We start from the raw sequence: 18,498 nt of genomic DNA, 5'->3' as shown, positions 1-18,498 counted from the left end.
CAATAACACCCTCAAGGGTGCGAGTCAAAAAGTAAATACACCAAGATGGAAAAACCTCTAACTGATGCAGAATTATTAGTGAGTGGCACGGGACAGCTTCAAATACATGTGTATATCCAACGCAGACATAACAACATTCGCCTGTGTTGATATTTTAAATTCTCACAGCTTGGTCATGGAATGCAAATTACGTCTTTGAAATTCCGCTTCCGTCCTGACTGTGGTGTTTTTTATAACGAGTCCGGGAATTCTGTGTGATTTGATAGACAATCAGTTTAACAAAACCTTTCTAAAGGCTGACTGTCCTTTATTTATAGTTTGTCCGTAGGCAGAAGAGATCGATACATAGAATAAGTAATATTCATTTGTATAGCTAAAAGGCTTGTGTAGATTTCATCCTACCTAGTTCAAGGCGTATTTTTTTATCAGTTTGGTAAGCAGTAATTATGCGTTGGCAAATAGGTCGTCGGAGTACAAATGTTGAAGATCGGCGTGGGATGAAGATTTCCGCTCCTGTGGTGGGTGGGGGCGTAGGAGCAGCACTCATATCGCTACTGGTTTTACTATTGGGTGGCGATCCCAGTGCCCTTTGGCAACAAGATTCCCCGCCAAGTGATAGCCCGATACCTGAGTCACCTCAAACAACAGGATCTCAAACTCAAGATCGAATGGCGGATTTTGTATCTGTTGTACTGGCTGATACAGAAGATACATGGAGTGAGCAGTTTCGGCAAGACGGAAAAACTTATGTAGAACCAAAGTTAGTTCTTTACTCAGGAGCGGTAGAGTCTGCTTGTGGATTTGCACGTTCAGCAGTTGGGCCGTTTTATTGTCCGCGCGATCAAAAGGTGTATATTGACTTGAGTTTTTACCGCGATTTGAAGACTCAATATCAGGCTCCGGGAGATTTTGCTCAAGCATACGTAATTGCTCATGAAATTGGGCATCATGTCCAAAATTTACTGGGGATTTCGCAGCAAGTTAGAGGTTTGCAAAACCAAGTGAGTCAGGCGCAAGCAAATCAGCTTTCTGTGCGATTAGAATTACAAGCAGACTGTTTTGCAGGCGTTTGGGCAAATCATGCTCAACGCTCACGGCAAATTTTGGAAACAGGTGATATTGAAGAAGCATTGAACGCAGCTAGCAGTATTGGAGATGACCGCTTGCAAAAACAAGCTAAAGGCTATGCTGTGCCAGAATCTTTTACACATGGTAGTTCAGCCCAAAGGGTTCGTTGGTTTAAACAAGGTATCCAAACGGGCGATCCTCAGAAATGTAATACTTTTGCCAAGACAAATTCCTAACATGTTTCAAGTTTTACGATTCTCTGGCAGATATCAAGCTTTATTGGCAAACCTTTCCCGATCGCAGGAGCAGAAATTGAGGAAGCGATCGCCACAATCGATTTAGACTATTTCCAAGCAAACTTGTGTAAACTCATCTCGTTCTGGAAACGAAGCAATACATCCTTGGGTAAAGACGCGATGAATCGCGTCTCTACAAATGGTCTATTTGTCGCATTCTTTTTTCAAATTGGTATTATTCATTTACCACCAAACCAGTGAGTAAAAATACTGGCTTATGATTAGCCATTTCCCGGTAGATTATAGAAGAAAAACATGGTGTACAATTCACAGTGACATCTAAATTAGGCAAAGGCACAGAATTAGCGATGCCTACGGCGGGCTTTGCCAACGCGATTCCAGAGCTGAGTCAAGAGTTAGGAATGGAAAAGAATAACTAATTCCAATCCTGTTCGTCTTTCTTGCCACGGCTTTTGTAAATTCCACCCAAATCGTGAATTTGACGAGTTTTATCAAAAAGCTCGGCTTCGGTAAAACCCCACTGTTGCAAGACTTTATCTAGGTCTTTTTGGATGTCTCTCGCCCCTGGAAACCCTTGATAGCGCATTCGCAGTCTAGCCAATTCTGCTAAGTTATAGTCTGTCGCCTCTTGAGAGAGTAAAATATCAATAAGGGGGCGATCGCGGTTATAAAGTGGATGTTGTTGATCTTTACCGGCCGTTGCTTCAGTCATTGTCAGTCCTGAGTTTAGAGTGCTAAGTCCTGAATTTTAAGTTTAGCTGACAGTGGAAAACAGAACAGACAAAAGAAAATTGTCAAATACCGAAAGTTTAACTGTCAACTTTGCCACTTCTGACTTTCCCCGTACTCTACTCAACACTTTTAGTAGACGGCAAGTACACCTGATGTCTTACGGCTCTCACCACTGCCACTTAACTTTAAATAAAGTTACATTAGTCCTTAAGAAAATACAAAAAACTTTAGATGAGGGTGAATTTTATCTCACCCAAAGTCCAAGCAGCGAGGGAGCAAGAACCCATTATGTTTGAACACTTCACTTCCGAAGCCATTAGAGTAATTATGTTAGCTCAGGAGGAAGCCCGTCGCCTGGGACACAACTTTGTAGGAACAGAACAAATTCTCCTGGGTTTAATGGGAGAAGGAACTGGGGTTGCTGCTAAAGTGCTAGCTGAATTAGGCGTTACCCTCAAAGATGCACGTCGCGAGGTAGAAAAAATTATTGGTAGGGGTTCTGGCTTTGTACCACCAGAAATTCCTTTTACTCCTAAAGTAAAAAGCCTCTTCGAGCAATCGTTTAAAGAAGCTCATAGTTTGGGACAGAATTACATTAACACTGAACACTTACTCTTAGGATTAACCGAGGCTGGTGAAGGTGTCGCCGCCAAAGTACTGCAAAATCTAGGAGTTGACTTCAAGAGTGTCCGCAGTGCCATAGTTCGCCGTTTGGGTGAAAATGCACCAGCTTTTGCTGGTACTGGTAATCAAAAGCGCACCCAACCATTAACAATGGAAGAATTTGGCAGAAATTTGACCAAATTAGCACAAGAAGGCAGACTCGACCCCGTAGTTGGTCGTGAGAAGGAAATTGAGCGGGCGATCCAAATTCTTGGTCGCCGCACTAAGAATAACCCGGTGTTGATTGGGGAACCAGGAGTTGGTAAAACTGCGATCGCCGAAGGTCTAGCTCAACGGATTATCAACCAGGATGTTCCCGAAAGTTTGCAAGACAAGCAAGTTATCAGCCTCGATATGGGGTCATTGGTAGCTGGAACTCGCTTCCGTGGCGATTTTGAAGAACGCATCAAAAAAGTCGTGGAAGAAGTCCGCACTGTCGGCAATATCATCTTGGTGATTGACGAAATTCACACCTTGGTTGGTGCTGGTGGTACAGAAGGTGGCTTGGATGCAGCCAACATCCTTAAACCTGCCTTAGCACGAGGCGAACTCCAGTGCATCGGCGCAACTACCCTCGATGAGTATCGGAAGCATATTGAGCGTGATGCCGCCCTAGAGCGTCGTTTCCAACCGATTCAGGTCGGGGAACCATCGGTAGAGGAAACCGTACAAATTCTCTACGGTTTGCGCGGTGCTTACGAACAGCACCACAAAGTCACAATTTTGGATTCAGCACTTGTAGCAGCCGCAGAATTATCAGACCGCTATATTAGCGATCGCTTCTTGCCCGATAAGGCAATTGACTTGATTGATGAAGCTGGTTCTCGCGTTCGTTTGCGGAACTCCCAAAGTTCTCCCAATAAAGAACTGAAGCGCGAACTCGCTGGCGTTACCAAAGAAAAAGAAGCAGCAGTCAGAGTCCAAGATTTTGACAAAGCTACAGAACTGCGCGACCAAGAGTTAAAACTCGCAGAACAACTGCAAGCAACGTTTACACCAAACGAGCAACCTGTCAACTCAACTGTAGTTGACGAAGAAGACATCGCTCAAATCGTTGCCTCTTGGACTGGCGTACCAGTTAATAAGCTCACTGAATCTGAGTCAGAGTTGCTTTTACACCTAGAAGACACTCTGCATCAGCGGCTCATCGGTCAAGAGCAAGCAGTCACGGCTGTTTCTCGCGGTATCCGTCGCGCCCGTGTCGGCTTGAAAAATCCCAATCGTCCTATTGCGAGCTTTATCTTCTCTGGGCCTACTGGAGTTGGTAAAACAGAATTGGCGAAAGCACTAGCTTCCTACTTCTTCGGCGCGGAAGACTCGATGATTCGGCTAGATATGTCCGAATACATGGAAAGTCATACCGTTGCCAAGCTAATTGGTTCGCCTCCCGGTTATGTAGGATACGACGAAGGCGGACAGCTTACAGAAGCCGTGCGGCGGAAACCTTATACAGTGTTGCTATTCGACGAAATCGAAAAAGCACACCCCGATGTATTCAATATGCTGCTGCAACTCTTGGATGACGGTCATCTTACCGATGCCAAAGGTCGGAAAGTGGACTTCAAGAACACGCTGATCATATTGACTTCCAACATCGGTTCCAAGGTGATTGAAAAAGGTGGTAGTGGTTTAGGCTTTGACTTCGACACTCAAGCCGACGCTAGTTATAACCGTATTCGCACCTTGGTAAATGAGGAATTGAAAGCTTACTTCCGTCCTGAGTTCCTTAACCGTCTTGATGAGATTATCGTCTTCACCCAGCTTTCTAAGGATGAAGTTAAGCAAATCGCCGAAATTATGCTGCGCGATGTTGCTAGCCGCTTGACAGAAAAGGGAATTATCCTAGAAGTTAGCGATCGCTTCAAAGAGCTTGTGGTACAAGAGGGTTATAACCCCAGCTACGGCGCTAGGCCATTACGTCGGGCAATTATGCGCCTCCTAGAAGATTCTCTCGCCGAAGCAATGCTGTCTGGTGAAATTACAGATGGAGACACAGCGCTTATCGATGTTGATGATGACTCTCAAGTGAGAGTACAAAAATCAGAAAAACGAGAATTGCTCTTGGCAAATGTTGGCTAATTTTATACCCGATCGCTTTTTACTGTAATATTTGAGAAACACTCCAGCCTCTTGCGTAGAGCAGAGGCAAAAACAGGGTCATCTCAGACAAACATTAAGTGAAATGGTATTATTTCTCACCCCTAGTATTTCTACTAGGGGTTTTTTTATGCAATTTATTTTGAGTGGGCAATACCCATCTACCCACTGTAGCAAATAGAGGATTGAGGAGGGATACGATCGCGGACATGAAAGAACTTATACCAATTCTCTAAAAAAAGGCAACAGATGTAAGCAGAGATTGCCTTGCTGCATCTAAATTTCTCAATTGCGTTAGCCCATTGCGAATTGCGAATTGCGAATTGGTATTACGGTCTTTTTATAGTTTTCTCGGTTGACTTATGGCTCCTGACTCCTGCCCAAACGGTAAGTGGCTGCCCAACTTGCTTATATAGTAAGCTTTCCAAAATTACACCATTATTATTAGCGGTGAGAGTTTTATTCGGCTGACGAAGAGACTCATAAAAGCCGTTGTACCAGCCTTCTTGAGACTTAAGATTGCCTTGAACGAAATCAAATAACTGACGGGTATAAGCAGTGTTATAAAGCACATGCCAGCCGATCGCAGCTTTGGCACTGAGGAATCGCAAATTGTTGTGCTGTTCTCTGGTATCCGCGATGGTTGCCCAAGGTTTTCCATTGACAAATAGGCTGCTGTAAACAAAGTATGGCGCGCGATCTAAGTTATCTTCGGTGACGGCGGTTAATTGTTTTGTCGCTTCATAACGCGCTGCTTGGGCAGCTAAAATCCGATCGGCATAAGCTTTAGGCAAAGCTTGAAATCCAGTTTCGATGCCATCCAAGATATAGGGTTCGCTAAGAACGTAGTTATTGGCTCCAGAGTTTTTATAGTCCCGTTTGTCGTAAGGAATTCCCTGTCCGTAAAGATCGACAAAAGCAGTATGGGACTGATAATCTAAGGCTTTATTAACATTCAAGCCCCAAAGCTTTAGACCATAAGCAGCATAATTCTCATAGCCCAAGCGACCTTCTTGATTGTATTGTTCTTTGCCTTTGATGACAGCAGTACCATACATTTGACCGTTTGTGGTCAGACGCTTGACTTGCCAGTGTTTCCAAACTGCTGCTGTTTGCGATCGCATTTCTGGATACTTTGCCTCGACAATCTTCAACCAGATTGCCATTCTTCCCAAATCAATGGCTGACCATCCAATTTCTTCCCGTTTTTCTAGTTGACCATAATTAACAGGTACGAGAGTTTTCGCATTATAAACTTTGTTGGGTAGCTCTCCTTTATATAAAGGCATTGACGCCAGTGTATTCAACATTTTGCTCATTTTGGCTTCAAATTCAGCCGTAGGCACGATATTCAGTTCTTTAGCACTGACCAAAGCTGCGATCGCTGCTGTCTGATCCCACATACTTATCGAGGCAAAGCCATCAACAGAATTGATCAAGCCGGTTTCATCGTTCCAGTTGCGTTGGAAGTATGACCAAGCTTGACGGGCTGTTGTCATTTCTTCTGGAGTCAGTTTTCCAACTCCAGGAGCAACGTATGGAATTATGGCTACTGTTAATTGGTTCTTGGGAATGGGTTGACCTGGCAAAACTACGGATTTAGCATCAAGGCTAGCAACTATTTCAGCTTCTTCTGCACTAGAGACAGGGTTTTGGGGTTTCTCTGGTTGGGAAGCAGTTGGGGATGTTGATATTTCAGGTTTTTTTATAGAAGTATTGGAAAGCTGCTTAGACCAACCATTTAAAAGTGCGATCGCGATCGCAGCGGTAACGACTCCTCCTACAGTAGCTAGTATGGACAAGCTCTTAGGTGGCGGTTGAAAATCAGAACTCATACTGATTAAAGCCTTATTTTGTAAGTCAGGGTTATTTGCGTAGTTTCACCAAATACATTCTTCCCAACTTTGGAATCTAACTAACACCCAGAAGTCCACCTGACTACTACAATAAAATAGTCACGCACCCGATCTCTGGAGTTCTAGCAGTGGGCTTATTTGATGATTTGAGTCGGTTTTTAGAAAACCGTTTAGAAGAATTCTTGCGTAATAATCCACATTTGGAGTTAGAGGCGCTGCTAGAACAGCTGCGTGAGCAAGAAGAAGACACATTAAGGCTAATCGCAGATTTAAAATTACAAGAAAAGCGATCGGAAGAAGAAATTCTCTCCACCGCGCAAGAAATTCAGCGTTGGCATATCCGCATTCAAAAAGCCAAAAACGCCAATAGAGAGGATTTGGCGGCAGCAGCGGGTGAGCGAGAAGCAGCCCTGTTGCGCGAAGGTAATCAGCGCTGGGGACACATGCAAGGGCTGAAAGAACGCATTAACCAATCTCAGGAATTACTGAAAAAAATTCAGCAACGGCGGCAGGAAGTGCAAGCTAAAGCCGCCGAAGCACAGACAGCCCGTGCTAAAGCGCAAACGCAGCAGCGTTCGGAAACCATTGGCTGGTCGAATAAAACTAGCACTTTTTCTAGTGGTTTTGATGACTTAGAAGAGAAGTTCCGTAACTGGGAAACTCAGGATGAGTTAGAGCAAATGAAACGGAATATGCAGAAGTAGCGCCTATTGGCTAAAATACGCCGAAATAGCAAATGCGTTCGCCGAAATAACAAATGAGTTCGCCGAAATAGCAAATGCGTTCGCCGAAATAGCAAATGAGTACGCCGAAATAGCAAATGAGTACGCCGAAATAACAAATGCGTTCGCCGAAATAGCAAATGAGTACGCCGAAATAGCAAATGAGTACGCCGAAATAACAAATGAGTACGCCGAAATAACAAATGCGTTCGCCGAAATAACAAATGAGTTCGCCAGAAATAGCTTACTCACTTGGTTTTTCGCGTCAGTTTTACTCCACCCTAACCCTCCCCAATCCATTGGGGCTAAGGTGTACACACAAGTATAGTCCGCAAGGGTTTTAAACCTTTTAGCCCCATTAATACCCTACTTTTGGGCAACTGGAAACTCAATTTCTCCCCCTTATTTTAGGGCTAGGGCAACGAAACCAAGTTTTAGGTGGGATTTCAAGACTTCTGTGTACACGGTAGATCCATTGGGGAGGGAACAAGATTTCTTATTTCCCCCCTTTACAAGGGCAGGGCTGTTTCATTCCCTAAAAGATGTAAAATGATAATATTCAGCTTCAACATTTTTGGTCAGGATAAAGACAAATTTCTTGTGGCGAACTTCGGGCAACGATATATTCCATCACTTCCTGCCCGCAATTAACCGGACAATGCACGACACCAGTTTTAATATAGAGGAAATCGCCTGCTTTGATATCTACAAATGTATCATTCTCAACACCTAGCAAAACTCTGCACGTTCCCGTAATAATGTATATCGCAGTCTCAAAAGGATGGTAGTGTGGGGTTGCACCTGCTCCTGGAGGAATTATGCCGTGAGCCATACTAAGGTGCTTCGATCCGACAGTTTCTTCAGTTACACCCCAGCCTCGAACATAGCCATGATCTGTATCACAAATTCTTTCTGGCTCCTGAACAACTACAACACTACTCACTTGCTGTGAGATGCAAGTATCTAAAATTTCAGAACTCATAAACTATCAACCTAAAGACTATACTATTCAAAATAAATCAGTTCTTAACATCTCAGACTCTAAATAAGAATACAAGGACAGTTAAGACAGTTAAAAAAATATTTATTTAGGAGCGATATTCTAGTTATTCATTGCCTAAAAGGGAAGCTGATACCTCATCGGAGAAATGCCCAAAACCCTGATGATTGCAAATAATAGTTATTAAACATTGTCTAAATTGGCTCAAACTAGGCAATGTTGATTCATAACTAATAAGTACCATATAGCTAAAAGCTGAAAACCTTTTCAGGTAAGGATTTTTAGCTATATGGCAGAGTTTTTTGTGAATCGTTGCGCTACCCAAGCTTGAGTGGCGTCAGTCTGGCAACGACGCTTGAGTAGGTCATCTTGTCTTGCTGCCGACAACCACCGTATTGTCCCAAACGTCGCCGTACAGCCAGTTGCCTCCCGCATTTTGGTCGCTACTGGTGTAGTATTCCTGCCACGCGATCAGGAGTTCATCGACCGTAAGCTGTCCGTTGCCGTTGCTGTCGAGCTTCTGGAAAGCTAGCTGGCTGTTCGCCGCCTTACAGCCAAAAGCTTGGTGGAATTTGGCGAACTCACTTTGTTCGAGGAAACCGTTGTCGTCTCGATCGCAGATTGTGAAAATCGCTTTTGCAAGGGGATGGAAGGCTGATTTATAGGCTTCTGAATCTTCGGCGAAGGACTTTAACCCATTGCGCCATTCCTCCGGAGTCACTTGGCCATCGTTATCAACATCCATCTTGGCTTGTACATGAGTCCAAAAGTGTTCAAACGTTTGGAACAGTTTCTGTGTTTTGGGACTGCCCATAGGCTCGCCGAGATAAGTAGCAACACGAGCGGCGAGAGCGAGTACATCGGCTTGTTCTAGAACGCCGTTACCGTTCACGTCAGCATGAGTAAAACAAACATCGAATTTTCGATCCAACAAATCTTGAGTTTCAACAAGAGGCATAATTTAATCTCCGTTATTATGAAATGTTGTATCAACTTTGCTGTTCAACTATTCCGCGCGGATGAACTTATTTGATAGTATTTCACAATATTTTATTTAAAACAAGGACAGTTAAGACAGTTAAGACAGTTAATAAGAAATATTAAATTAAATTTCATTTAAAGGCAAGGACAGTTAAGAAAAAATATAAAATAAATCGTAACCGCTCAGGCAGGGCTGATTCATTCCCCAAAAAACTTTAAAAATCAAATTATTGAAGCAATTCTGCAACCAGATACTCCTCATCAAGAATGGCTGCACCTCAATCTTTTCTTTGCAGGTACTTGTTTAGCTGAAGATTTAAAATTATCTGATGGCTGGGATTGATGCGCTGTGGAATTTGGTAGTAACAGAAGAATAATTTTTGTTTTTTCACTGGAAGTTTCTAAAGAGTGCTGAATACTCAGCACTCTTTAGAACGAGCAAACCATTCACATTCAGTTAAAAATCGAAGGTTGTGCGAAGCACACCCACATACTGCGTATCATTTCTGCTGTCGTTTTCCGGGTTGAGAATCACCCAAAAACCAGGAGTCACTGAGATGTTGTCATTTAGTCGATAACGATAAAATGCTTCGATATGGTAAGCGTTGTCTCGGTCTTGACGGACATCACTGTTAGAGACATGGGGTGGTATACCAAAGAGAATGCCTGGGAGATTGCCTCTACCACCCACATCGGGAAACGACACACCAACCGCCCCAAACCAGACATTGGCATTGGCACCATTGTTCACAAACAGAGAATCCGATCCACCCCTACCATTGGAAATATCACTCAAACCAGAACTCTCGGCATTTGCCCAAATATATCCACCCCAAGCGTGGACTTGGAAATTCGGGGAGAAGCGATAGTATCCCTGTGTGCCGACAATATCGTTGGAAGTAGCAATGTTGTTGCCAAAAGGAGCGTTTGACAGGACACTACCCGTCCCAGCGGAGATATCGACTACTCCACCAGGGCTATAGCCATGAGAGTAGGCAACACCAATAGCTCCTTCCTTACCATAATAGGCTAAGTGCGCTAGGGCATTGTAGCCGCCATCAAACAACCCGTTGCTAGGCGATGGCACATTAGGACTGCTTGCTAAATAGCCCAAGGTGAGAACCAAGTCTTTGGTAATATTCCAGTTAGCGGCTGCACCACCGCCACCTCGCCGGAATAAGGGACTGTACGATCCAAAAAGTGAGGGAACCCCATTGCCGTCATCAGCAATTGTGGGGGGAGTGACGGTGGTGGAAATGTCGGTGTAACCAATGCCTGTAGGCCCAACAACGAAGTTAAGGGATTCACTGACTGGGAAGTAATAACGGATGTGGGGGGCAAAAACTGTCTCGTTGCTGTCATAATCGAAGTTCAGGCGTGTCATCCCTGTGCCTGTGGCTGCGGCAATTTGGCTTGCACCATTAGAATTCGCAAAGTTACCAAATTCTAGCCGAACTCGCAATAAATCTTTGCCCGTAAAACTGCTCTCAAAGTTGAGACGACCCCGATTTGCAAAGTAAATGCGGGATTCATCATCTTCGCCACCTACTCTATCGCCAAAGGTATCACTAACGGCGGTAATAATTTGAGCATTCAACCTAGTAGTAGTGGAAAACTGCTGCGCCTCCAATGTTGCTGTCTGTGCCTCTAAGGTATCTACTCGTCCGCGTAGAGTTGCCAGTTCTGCGGCAAAGTCTTGCTGCAACTTTTGCATCACTGCCAAATCTTGCTTATTAACTAAATCGCTAGTAGCTGTAGCAATTAACTCATTAATCCGATCCAAACAAGCATTTAAACCTGCGGCAAACTCATAACGGGTTAAGGCACGGTTCCCGCGATAGGTGGAATTCGGATAACCCGCAATACAACCGTAGCGTTCCACCAGCGATTGCAATGCACCAAACGCCCAATCGGTTGGTTGTACATCAGAAAACTGGGAAACAGAAGTGACTTGTCCCTGCAAAGTCCGATTAGCATCTGCTGCATTAGGATCGTCTTCTGGAGGTGCTGCCCAAACTGCTGGAATTGCCAAAAATAAAATAAAAAAGCTAGGAAAAATAGTTTTTAGCATTGATTTATTAATTGAAAATGGTTGAATTATCAGCTTGTAACGAAAGAAATTACCCTCGAACGAAAGTATGAGCTAATTAACATTAAAGTTACATATTTTAAGTTGGAGTTTTAGCTCACTTCAAGCAACGTTATGACTTTTTGCTCATTGCTGCTTTTAATAGCTGCTTCTATAATTTTCATTACATTAATTCCGTCTTCGGCGGTAACAGCAATTGGCTGATTACTAACAATAGATTTATAGACTGCATCGTAATAACCTAAATAGCTTCCCTGTGAACTTTTGACTTTTTCTCGAATTACTTTTGTGTCTTTTTCTGTATGCAGCAAGCCATATTCACTTTCTGGCTCTGTATACCAATCAAGTGTGTTGGGCTTCATACCCGCCACTAAATACTCTTCTTGCTTATCGGCTCTGCTTTTGAGAAAAGAACCCTTAGTGCCATGTATGATATAGGCAGGTGCAGGCTCACGCACAAGGAAACTTGCTTTTAATTTGACGCGCAGTTTGTCGTAGTATAGTATCAACTCAAAACAATCATCTACCTGCGATCGCAGCCTAGTTATGCGGATGTCTGCAAAAATAGCATCAGGCATCCCAAATAAATGCAAAGCTTGGTCTATTAAGTGCGGCCCTAAATTGTTTAATGTTCCTGCCCCCGGACTGGGAACTTCGACATGTTGTTTATGACTGAGGGTTGGCTTATATTTTTGAAATTGAAATTCTGCTTCAACAATATCACCTAATAAGCCTGCTTGAACAATTTTTTTGACTGTTTGAAAATCACTATCCCACCTCCGATTGTGATATACAGATAATTTTTTACCCTGTTTTTGTGCCAATTCTTTGAGATGTTTTGCTTCTGCTACCGTTGTGGTGAATGCTTTTTCTACCACTACGTGTTTATCTGCCAGCAATGCTTGTTTAGCATAATCGTAATGGGTATAAGTGGGTGTATTTACTACCACTAAGATTACTCGCTCGTCTGCTAGCAATGCTTCCAAAGAAGGATAGCTTTTGACATTAGGATAATGTTCCTGTATCAGTTTTTTGCTTCTTTCCCAAGAATCGGCTAATTTAAATCCGGGATGTAAATCAATAAACGGCGCATGAAATACCATGCCGGATAAACCAGAAGAACAAAGAGCCGTATTGATAATTTCCATCTTTTTAGTAATTGACTGAAGCGAAATTTGGTATTTAGTTATTGCCTGATATTTGTTTACTGGATGTAGGATCGCAGAAGAAAGCAAGGAGAGAGAAAATACCTCTCCTCCTCTACGAATTACGAATTACGAACTTGTACTGAGCGTAGCCGAAGTATTACGAATTACGAATTACATATCCTCTAACTCAATCCCTTTGGTTTCTTTAATAAAAAAGAGAATGAAAAAGAATGAGGTAGCTGCTGCAATTGTATAGAGTCCATAGGCAGAACCTAGACCGAAATATTGCAGTATGGGAGGAAATGTTGTGGAAATGAGGAAATTAGCAACCCATTGCATAGCAGCAGCAATCGAAAGTGCGGCGGCTCGAATTTTGTTATTAAACATTTCTCCCAACAGTACCCAAACCACTGGCCCCCAGGAGAAACCGAAGCAAAATACATAGAGGTTGGCTGCGATGAGAGCCATAGTCCCGGCGCTTCCGGTAAGATTGGGGTTCCCAGCAGCATCGAGGGGAGCATGGCCAAAAAGATAAGCCATCGTCCCCAAAGTAAAGGTCATGCCTATCGACCCTACTATAAGTAAGGGCTTGCGACCAAATTTATCTACAAAGGCGATCGCAATCAGTGTTGTAATGATATTGACGGCTCCTGTAATTACCGTGATTGTTAGGGAATCTTTTTCGGAAAAGCCAACAGCCCGCCACAAAACGCTGCTATAGTAGAAGATTACATTAATCCCAACAAATTGCTGTAATACAGATAAGCCTATTCCGATCCAAACAATTGGCAAGAGTCCGCCACTTCTGCTTAAGAGGTCAGAAAAGCTGGGTTGCCGTTCGCGAAGTACTGTCTGCCGAATTTCTTCGATTTTTGGCAGTACGTCACCCCCTAAAATCTTGGTCAGAACGTTAGCAGCTTCTGGTTCTCGTCCTTTAGCAACCAAGTATCGGGGAGATTCGGGAATCATTAAAGCGGACATTCCGTAAAGTACGGCTGGAGGAATTTCTGTCCAAAACATCCAGCGCCAAGCGCTTATACCAAATAAAAACGGCGACTCGGCTGAACCTGCTGACACAGCAATAAAGTAGTCGCATATCAGTGCAATGAAAATTCCAACTACGATCGCTAATTGTTGCAGAGATCCTAGCCTCCCGCGCAAATGGGTGGGAGAACATTCTGCGATGTAAGCTGGAGCAATAACGCTAGCAGCACCAACTGCAATCCCACCGACTAACCGCCAAAAGGTAAAATCCCAAATTCCCAAAGGCAGCCCGGAACCAATGGCACTGATGGTAAACAACACCGAAGATGCAACCATTGCCTTGACTCGACCATAACGGTCTGCAATCTTGCCTGCATAAAAGGCTCCCACCGCAGAACCCAACAATGCCAAGGATACGGCAAGACCAATCTCAAAGCTGTTGGCGTTAAAGTCTTTGGTAATAGCTCCAACCGCACCGTTAATTACAGCAGTATCAAAACCGAATAGAAAACCGCCGAGGGCAGCAGCACCAGCAATCAAAATTACATAAAACGTGCTGGCTTTACGACGAACAGTAGTGGTAGACATAAGTTTATATATTGGGAATTGGGTATAGGAGGCAGAGGGGCAGAGGGGCAGAGGGGCGGAGGGGCGGAGGGGAAAGACTTACTGCAACTTCTCCTCTGCTCCCCAGCTCCCCAGATCCTCTGCTCCCCAGCTCCCCTGCCTCTTGTTCACCGTCTAGAACGTCTGCGTAACCGATCGATCGTTACTGCCAAAATAATTACTAGTCCTTTGACGACTAATTGCCAGAAGTAAGATAGGTTCAACAAGGTTAAACCGTTGTTGAGAATAGCAATAATCAATGCACCTAGAAGAGTGCCACCAATGGTACCAATACCACCTGTAAAGCTGGTTCCACCTAGAATAACAGCTGCGATCGCATCTAATTCGTAACCCTGACCTATTACGCCACTGGCACTATAAAGACGGCTAGCGCTCATTATTCCTGCTAAACCTGCCAGCAATCCGCTAATACCATAGACGAATAGCAACACCCGATTAACTTTAATCCCTGTTAATCTGGCTGCCCGCTCGTTACCACCAACGGCATATATCTGCACTCCTAAAACAGTTTGCCGCAGGATAAACCAGCTAGCTATCACAGTCAGTAGCGCAATTATCACTAGCCAAGGAATGGGGCCGATATATGTATTACCCACCCAAGCAAAATTTATGTCCCGGTTAATCAGGGTTGTACCCTTGGCAACTAAAAAGGCAACACCCCGCAAGGCTGTAAGTGAACCTAGCGTAACAATAAAAGGTGGCACATCCAAGAAGGTAATGAGCGCCCCGTTGAGTAAGCCTAACAGCAATCCTGCTAGCAACGCAGCAGGTACAGCCGCCCAACTTAAAGCTGGTAGTAGCGATACCAGCAATGCAACTACCGCAGAAACAGCCAATATTGACCCAACTGAAAGGTCAATACCTCCGGTGAGAATTACAAAGGTCATTCCTGTCGCTAGCACAATATTGATTGATGCCTGACGCAAGATATTGACGATGTTACCGCCGGTGAGGAAGTTGGGAGAAAGGAATGCAAATAAGATGCAGATAATTACTAAGATTGGCAAAATACCCGCAACTTCCAACAGGGTGCTGATTGATTTCCGGTTGCGAGCTGCGGGATTGTTGGCTGATTTATTGATAGGCGGTCTGACTGTCTGACTCATAATGCTGATACCTCCGATGCTCCAGTTGCGTAGTGCATAATCTTTTCTTGGGTGATTTCTTTGCCAAGACTGCCATCCAGTTCGCCTACCAGTTGTCCTTCTCGCATCACCAAGACGCGATCGCTCATGCCGACAATCTCTGATAGTTCGCTGGAAACCATTAAAATAGCAACACCTTGGGCTGCTAATTCGCTCATAATTCGGTAAATTTCACTTTTAGCACCGATATCTACGCCGCGTGTCGGTTCATCTAACATCAACACTCTCGGTTTAATGGCTAACCAACGCGCTAGCAGTAGCTTTTGTTGATTACCACCAGAAAGATCCAATGCTCTAATTTCCAAATTGGCTAGGCGGATATTAAAGTTTTCCACCGCTTCTGTTGACAGGCGATTCACTGAAGGCCAGTTAACAATCCCACCCTTGGCATCTTGCTTGAGTGTGTTGATAGCAATATTCTTGCGGGCGCTCATCTCCAGAAATAAACCTTGGTCTTTGCGGTCTTCTGGAACGTAGCCAATTCCGGCAGCAATGGCATCACTGGGTGTATTAATTTCCAGTTTTTTGCCATTTAAGAATACTTCGCCACTAGCTTTACGGTCTGCACCAAAAATCAGCCGGGATAGTTCTGTGCGTCCGGCACCAACCAACCCAGCTAAACCCAGAATTTCTCCAGCATGAAGTTCAAAACTAGCCGGCTCAATCTTCTTGCGGGCATCGCTCATATTTCTGACTGATAGTACCACTGGGCCAGGATTCATTTGTCGTTGATGTTCGTAAAAGTCTTGCATGGAGCGACCAACCATCATCTGCACCAATCGCTGTGGAGAAATTTCGCTGCGTGTGAGACTGCCAATATATTGACCATCACGCAACACGCTAATCCGGTCAGCTAGGGCATAGATTTCTTCCATGCGATGGCTGATGTAAATAATGGCAATACCATCACGCCGCAGTTTGCGAATGACCTCAAATAAATGGTCGCTCTCACGGTCAGACAATGCTGCTGTTGGTTCATCCATCACCAAAACGCGGCTTTTATCCTTCAGCGCCCTGGCAATTTCCACTTGCTGCTGTTCGGCAATGGACAAAGTACCAACTATTGTCTGGGCGGTAAAATTAGCTCCAAGGCTGTCCAGCACTTCTTCTGCTTCCAGTTGCATCGCTTGGCGGTCTAAAAGCTGACCTCGCCGCAACTCGCTACCCATAAACATATTTTCGGTAACGGTTAAATTCGGTGCAACATTCAGTTCTTGATAAATAAGATTAATACCCGATTTACGTGCTGTCGCCGGATCGGTAATTTTCAAGGGTTGACCATTGATGCGAATTTCTCCTTCGTCGGCAATATAAGCCCCTGCCAGGATTTTCATCAATGTGCTTTTGCCTGCTCCGTTTTCACCCATCAGGGCGTGAACTTCTCCTGGGTAAATCGTGAGATTAACATTTTGGAGCGCAGGTACACCATGAAATCGTTTTGTAATTCCTTGCATTTCTAGCACTGGGATGCTAGTTGGTGTATCAGAACGTGAGGTTTCAATATTGGTTGTCATGAGCAAAACCTGTAAAAACGATTTAAAATTCGCGTAGGCGCAGCCCGCCGTAGGCATCGCGCGATTGTAAATTAGAAACTAATAAACTCATATTTGCTCGATCGCAAAATCATCTTTTAAAAGCTGAATACTAGGTTGAAAATAGGGAATCGGGAAAAGATATTTTCATACTCGATTGTTAACGTTACTTAATAGAAGTTTTTGGGAAAGTCTGAGTGCTATAAATAAACACGCAAACTTTACCCTGATGCACATATATAGCGGTTCTCAGTTAGGTGCAGCAGAGTTTTAACCTCTTTCTAAACCCATCTTTCGATTAAATAAAAGATAGGAACAAAGATGAGGTTTGGTATTAATTTAAGTGAAAACCGCCAGACATTCTATGTATGTGCAAAAACTTTACAAATGCACCCAAAGATTGATATCAAAAGGCATATTTTTCAATTGTAATTTCACAATTTATATTACTTCCAGCCTTTTTCGGTACTGACGTTATCTTTTGCGATCAACTTAACTGGAATCAAAATGGTAGAACTGCTAGGTTTTTTCCCATTTAAAATGTCGTTGCCAACTTGAACTGCTTTTTCGGCCATCCCTCGCGGATTTTGAGTAGCAGTTGCTGCATATATACCATCTTTATTGGCGATCGCAGTTATGGCTTCTGGCGCACCATCAACCCCAACAATAAAGAAATCTTTACGTTGTGCTTGGTTCGCTGCTAGTTCTGCGCCAAGTCCACTCGGATCGTTAATAGCAAAAACAGCATCAATCTTCGGAAAGGTTGTGAGTAAATCAGTCATAACTCTCAGTCCTCCATCCCGGCTACCATCTGCATTCTGGTTTTTAGAGAGAATTTTGATATTGGGATATTTGGATAATACATTTTCGCAGCCACTAACTCGCTGAATTACTGAGTCCACTGGCGGGCCGTTAACTATTACTACATTGCCTTTACCTTTGAGGCGGTCAGCAATATATTTACAACTAACTTCTCCAGCTTGGACATTATTAGTCGTGATGGTTGCATCCACACCTCCCTCTGCACCTGTGTCTACGGCAATGACAATTCTACCTGCTTTTTTTGCTCTTTGAACTATTGGTCTAATTCCACTTTTATCAGCAGCATTTAAAACAATAATGTCAGTATTTGCGGCAGTAAAATTTTCAATTTGGTTGGCTTGTTGGTTGAGGTCATAGGCACTGGAAGCTATAATAACATTGACATCTTTTCCGCCAATTCTCTTCGCTTCTGCCTCAACTGCTTGTCCCATAACAACGAAGAAAGGGTTACTTAGATCGCCAACGGTGAAGGCAACCGATCGCAACTTTCTATTCCCAGTGGCGGTTTTAATTTCTGCACTAGTATTGGTAACAGGTTTAATATCAGTATTAGTAGCAGTGTTGCCATCGGGAGAACCATATGTACAGCCGATCAGACTGCCACCGATCATACCTAGTAGACTAGCTGCAATTACAATCTTTCTGACATTCATATATCTCCTAAAAGTCATTTTGATTTACACCAAATTTGGAACTGATGTATTTTTTTTAAACAGGATCAAAAATTCTAACCCTTCCGTATCAAACCTTTTTCTGTGTGTTGTAATTACGTAGC

Annotated in this window: 13 protein-coding genes; 3 read left to right on the top strand and 10 right to left on the bottom strand. The window is 43.7% G+C overall.

Going from position 1 to position 18,498, the window contains the following annotated elements:
- Nucleotides 1-446: 446 nt before the first annotated feature.
- Nucleotides 447-1,304, top strand: a complete 858-nt coding sequence (ypfJ, locus tag AC1F2U_RS10115; RefSeq protein ID WP_480260983.1) for a KPN_02809 family neutral zinc metallopeptidase — start codon at nt 447-449, stop codon at nt 1,302-1,304.
- 436 nt (nt 1,305-1,740) lie between these two features.
- On the opposite strand, the gene AC1F2U_RS10110 is transcribed toward ypfJ, so the two are convergent.
- Nucleotides 1,741-2,037, bottom strand: a complete 297-nt coding sequence (locus AC1F2U_RS10110) for a DUF3288 family protein (protein ID WP_480260982.1) — start codon at nt 2,035-2,037, stop codon at nt 1,741-1,743.
- 308 nt (nt 2,038-2,345) lie between these two features.
- Here AC1F2U_RS10110 and AC1F2U_RS10105 point away from each other — a divergent pair, with 308 nt between their 5' ends.
- Nucleotides 2,346-4,799 carry an ATP-dependent Clp protease ATP-binding subunit gene (locus AC1F2U_RS10105; protein WP_480261109.1) on the top strand — a complete coding sequence of 818 codons (2,454 nt, stop codon included), beginning with the start codon at nt 2,346-2,348 and terminating at the stop codon, nt 4,797-4,799.
- Nucleotides 4,800-5,146: 347 nt separating this feature from the next.
- On the opposite strand, the gene AC1F2U_RS10100 is transcribed toward AC1F2U_RS10105, so the two are convergent.
- Nucleotides 5,147-6,652, bottom strand: coding sequence for a DUF3131 domain-containing protein (locus AC1F2U_RS10100; protein ID WP_480260981.1), 1,506 nt, complete (start codon nt 6,650-6,652; stop codon nt 5,147-5,149).
- A 149-nt stretch (nt 6,653-6,801) separates the two neighbouring features.
- On the opposite strand from AC1F2U_RS10100, the gene AC1F2U_RS10095 reads away from it, so the two are divergent.
- Nucleotides 6,802-7,377: a TIGR04376 family protein gene (locus AC1F2U_RS10095; RefSeq protein WP_480260980.1), complete on the top strand. Its 576-nt coding sequence runs from the start codon at nt 6,802-6,804 to the stop codon at nt 7,375-7,377.
- 583 nt (nt 7,378-7,960) lie between these two features.
- Here the strand turns inward: AC1F2U_RS10095 and AC1F2U_RS10090 are convergent.
- From AC1F2U_RS10090 to AC1F2U_RS10055, 8 genes are all read right to left on the bottom strand, one after another.
- Nucleotides 7,961-8,377: a cupin domain-containing protein gene (locus AC1F2U_RS10090; protein WP_162400179.1), complete on the bottom strand. Its 417-nt coding sequence runs from the start codon at nt 8,375-8,377 to the stop codon at nt 7,961-7,963.
- Nucleotides 8,378-8,759: 382 nt separating this feature from the next.
- A complete protein-coding gene (locus AC1F2U_RS10085; protein WP_114083411.1) occupies nt 8,760-9,353 on the bottom strand; it encodes an EF-hand domain-containing protein in 594 nt (197 codons plus the stop codon).
- A 480-nt stretch (nt 9,354-9,833) separates the two neighbouring features.
- On the bottom strand, nt 9,834-11,447 hold the full coding sequence (locus AC1F2U_RS10080) for an iron uptake porin (RefSeq protein ID WP_480260979.1): 1,614 nt from the start codon (nt 11,445-11,447) through the stop codon (nt 9,834-9,836).
- Nucleotides 11,448-11,557: 110 nt separating this feature from the next.
- Nucleotides 11,558-12,613 (bottom strand): Gfo/Idh/MocA family oxidoreductase, encoded by a 1,056-nt coding sequence (locus AC1F2U_RS10075; protein ID WP_480260978.1) that lies wholly within the window; start codon nt 12,611-12,613, stop codon nt 11,558-11,560.
- 171 nt (nt 12,614-12,784) lie between these two features.
- Nucleotides 12,785-14,185: a sugar porter family MFS transporter gene (locus AC1F2U_RS10070; protein ID WP_480260977.1), complete on the bottom strand. Its 1,401-nt coding sequence runs from the start codon at nt 14,183-14,185 to the stop codon at nt 12,785-12,787.
- A gap of 146 nt (nt 14,186-14,331) precedes the next feature.
- The gene (locus AC1F2U_RS10065; RefSeq protein WP_480260976.1) at nt 14,332-15,330 is read right to left on the bottom strand and encodes an ABC transporter permease subunit; all 999 of its coding nucleotides are present in this window, start codon (nt 15,328-15,330) and stop codon (nt 14,332-14,334) included.
- Entirely contained in the window at nt 15,327-16,883 is a 1,557-nt protein-coding gene (locus AC1F2U_RS10060) for a sugar ABC transporter ATP-binding protein (protein WP_480260975.1), read from the bottom strand. The genes AC1F2U_RS10065 and AC1F2U_RS10060 overlap by 4 nt, the downstream gene beginning before the upstream one ends.
- 464 nt (nt 16,884-17,347) lie before the next feature.
- Nucleotides 17,348-18,394 carry an ABC transporter substrate-binding protein gene (locus AC1F2U_RS10055; RefSeq protein WP_480260974.1) on the bottom strand — a complete coding sequence of 349 codons (1,047 nt, stop codon included), beginning with the start codon at nt 18,392-18,394 and terminating at the stop codon, nt 17,348-17,350.
- Between the last annotated feature and the right edge of the window lie 104 nt (nt 18,395-18,498).

The sequence above is a fragment of the Nostoc sp. LEGE 12454 genome, from assembly GCF_056620565.1.
Note: the sequence above shows the minus strand (reverse complement) of the source record. Positions and strands in the feature narration are given on the sequence as shown.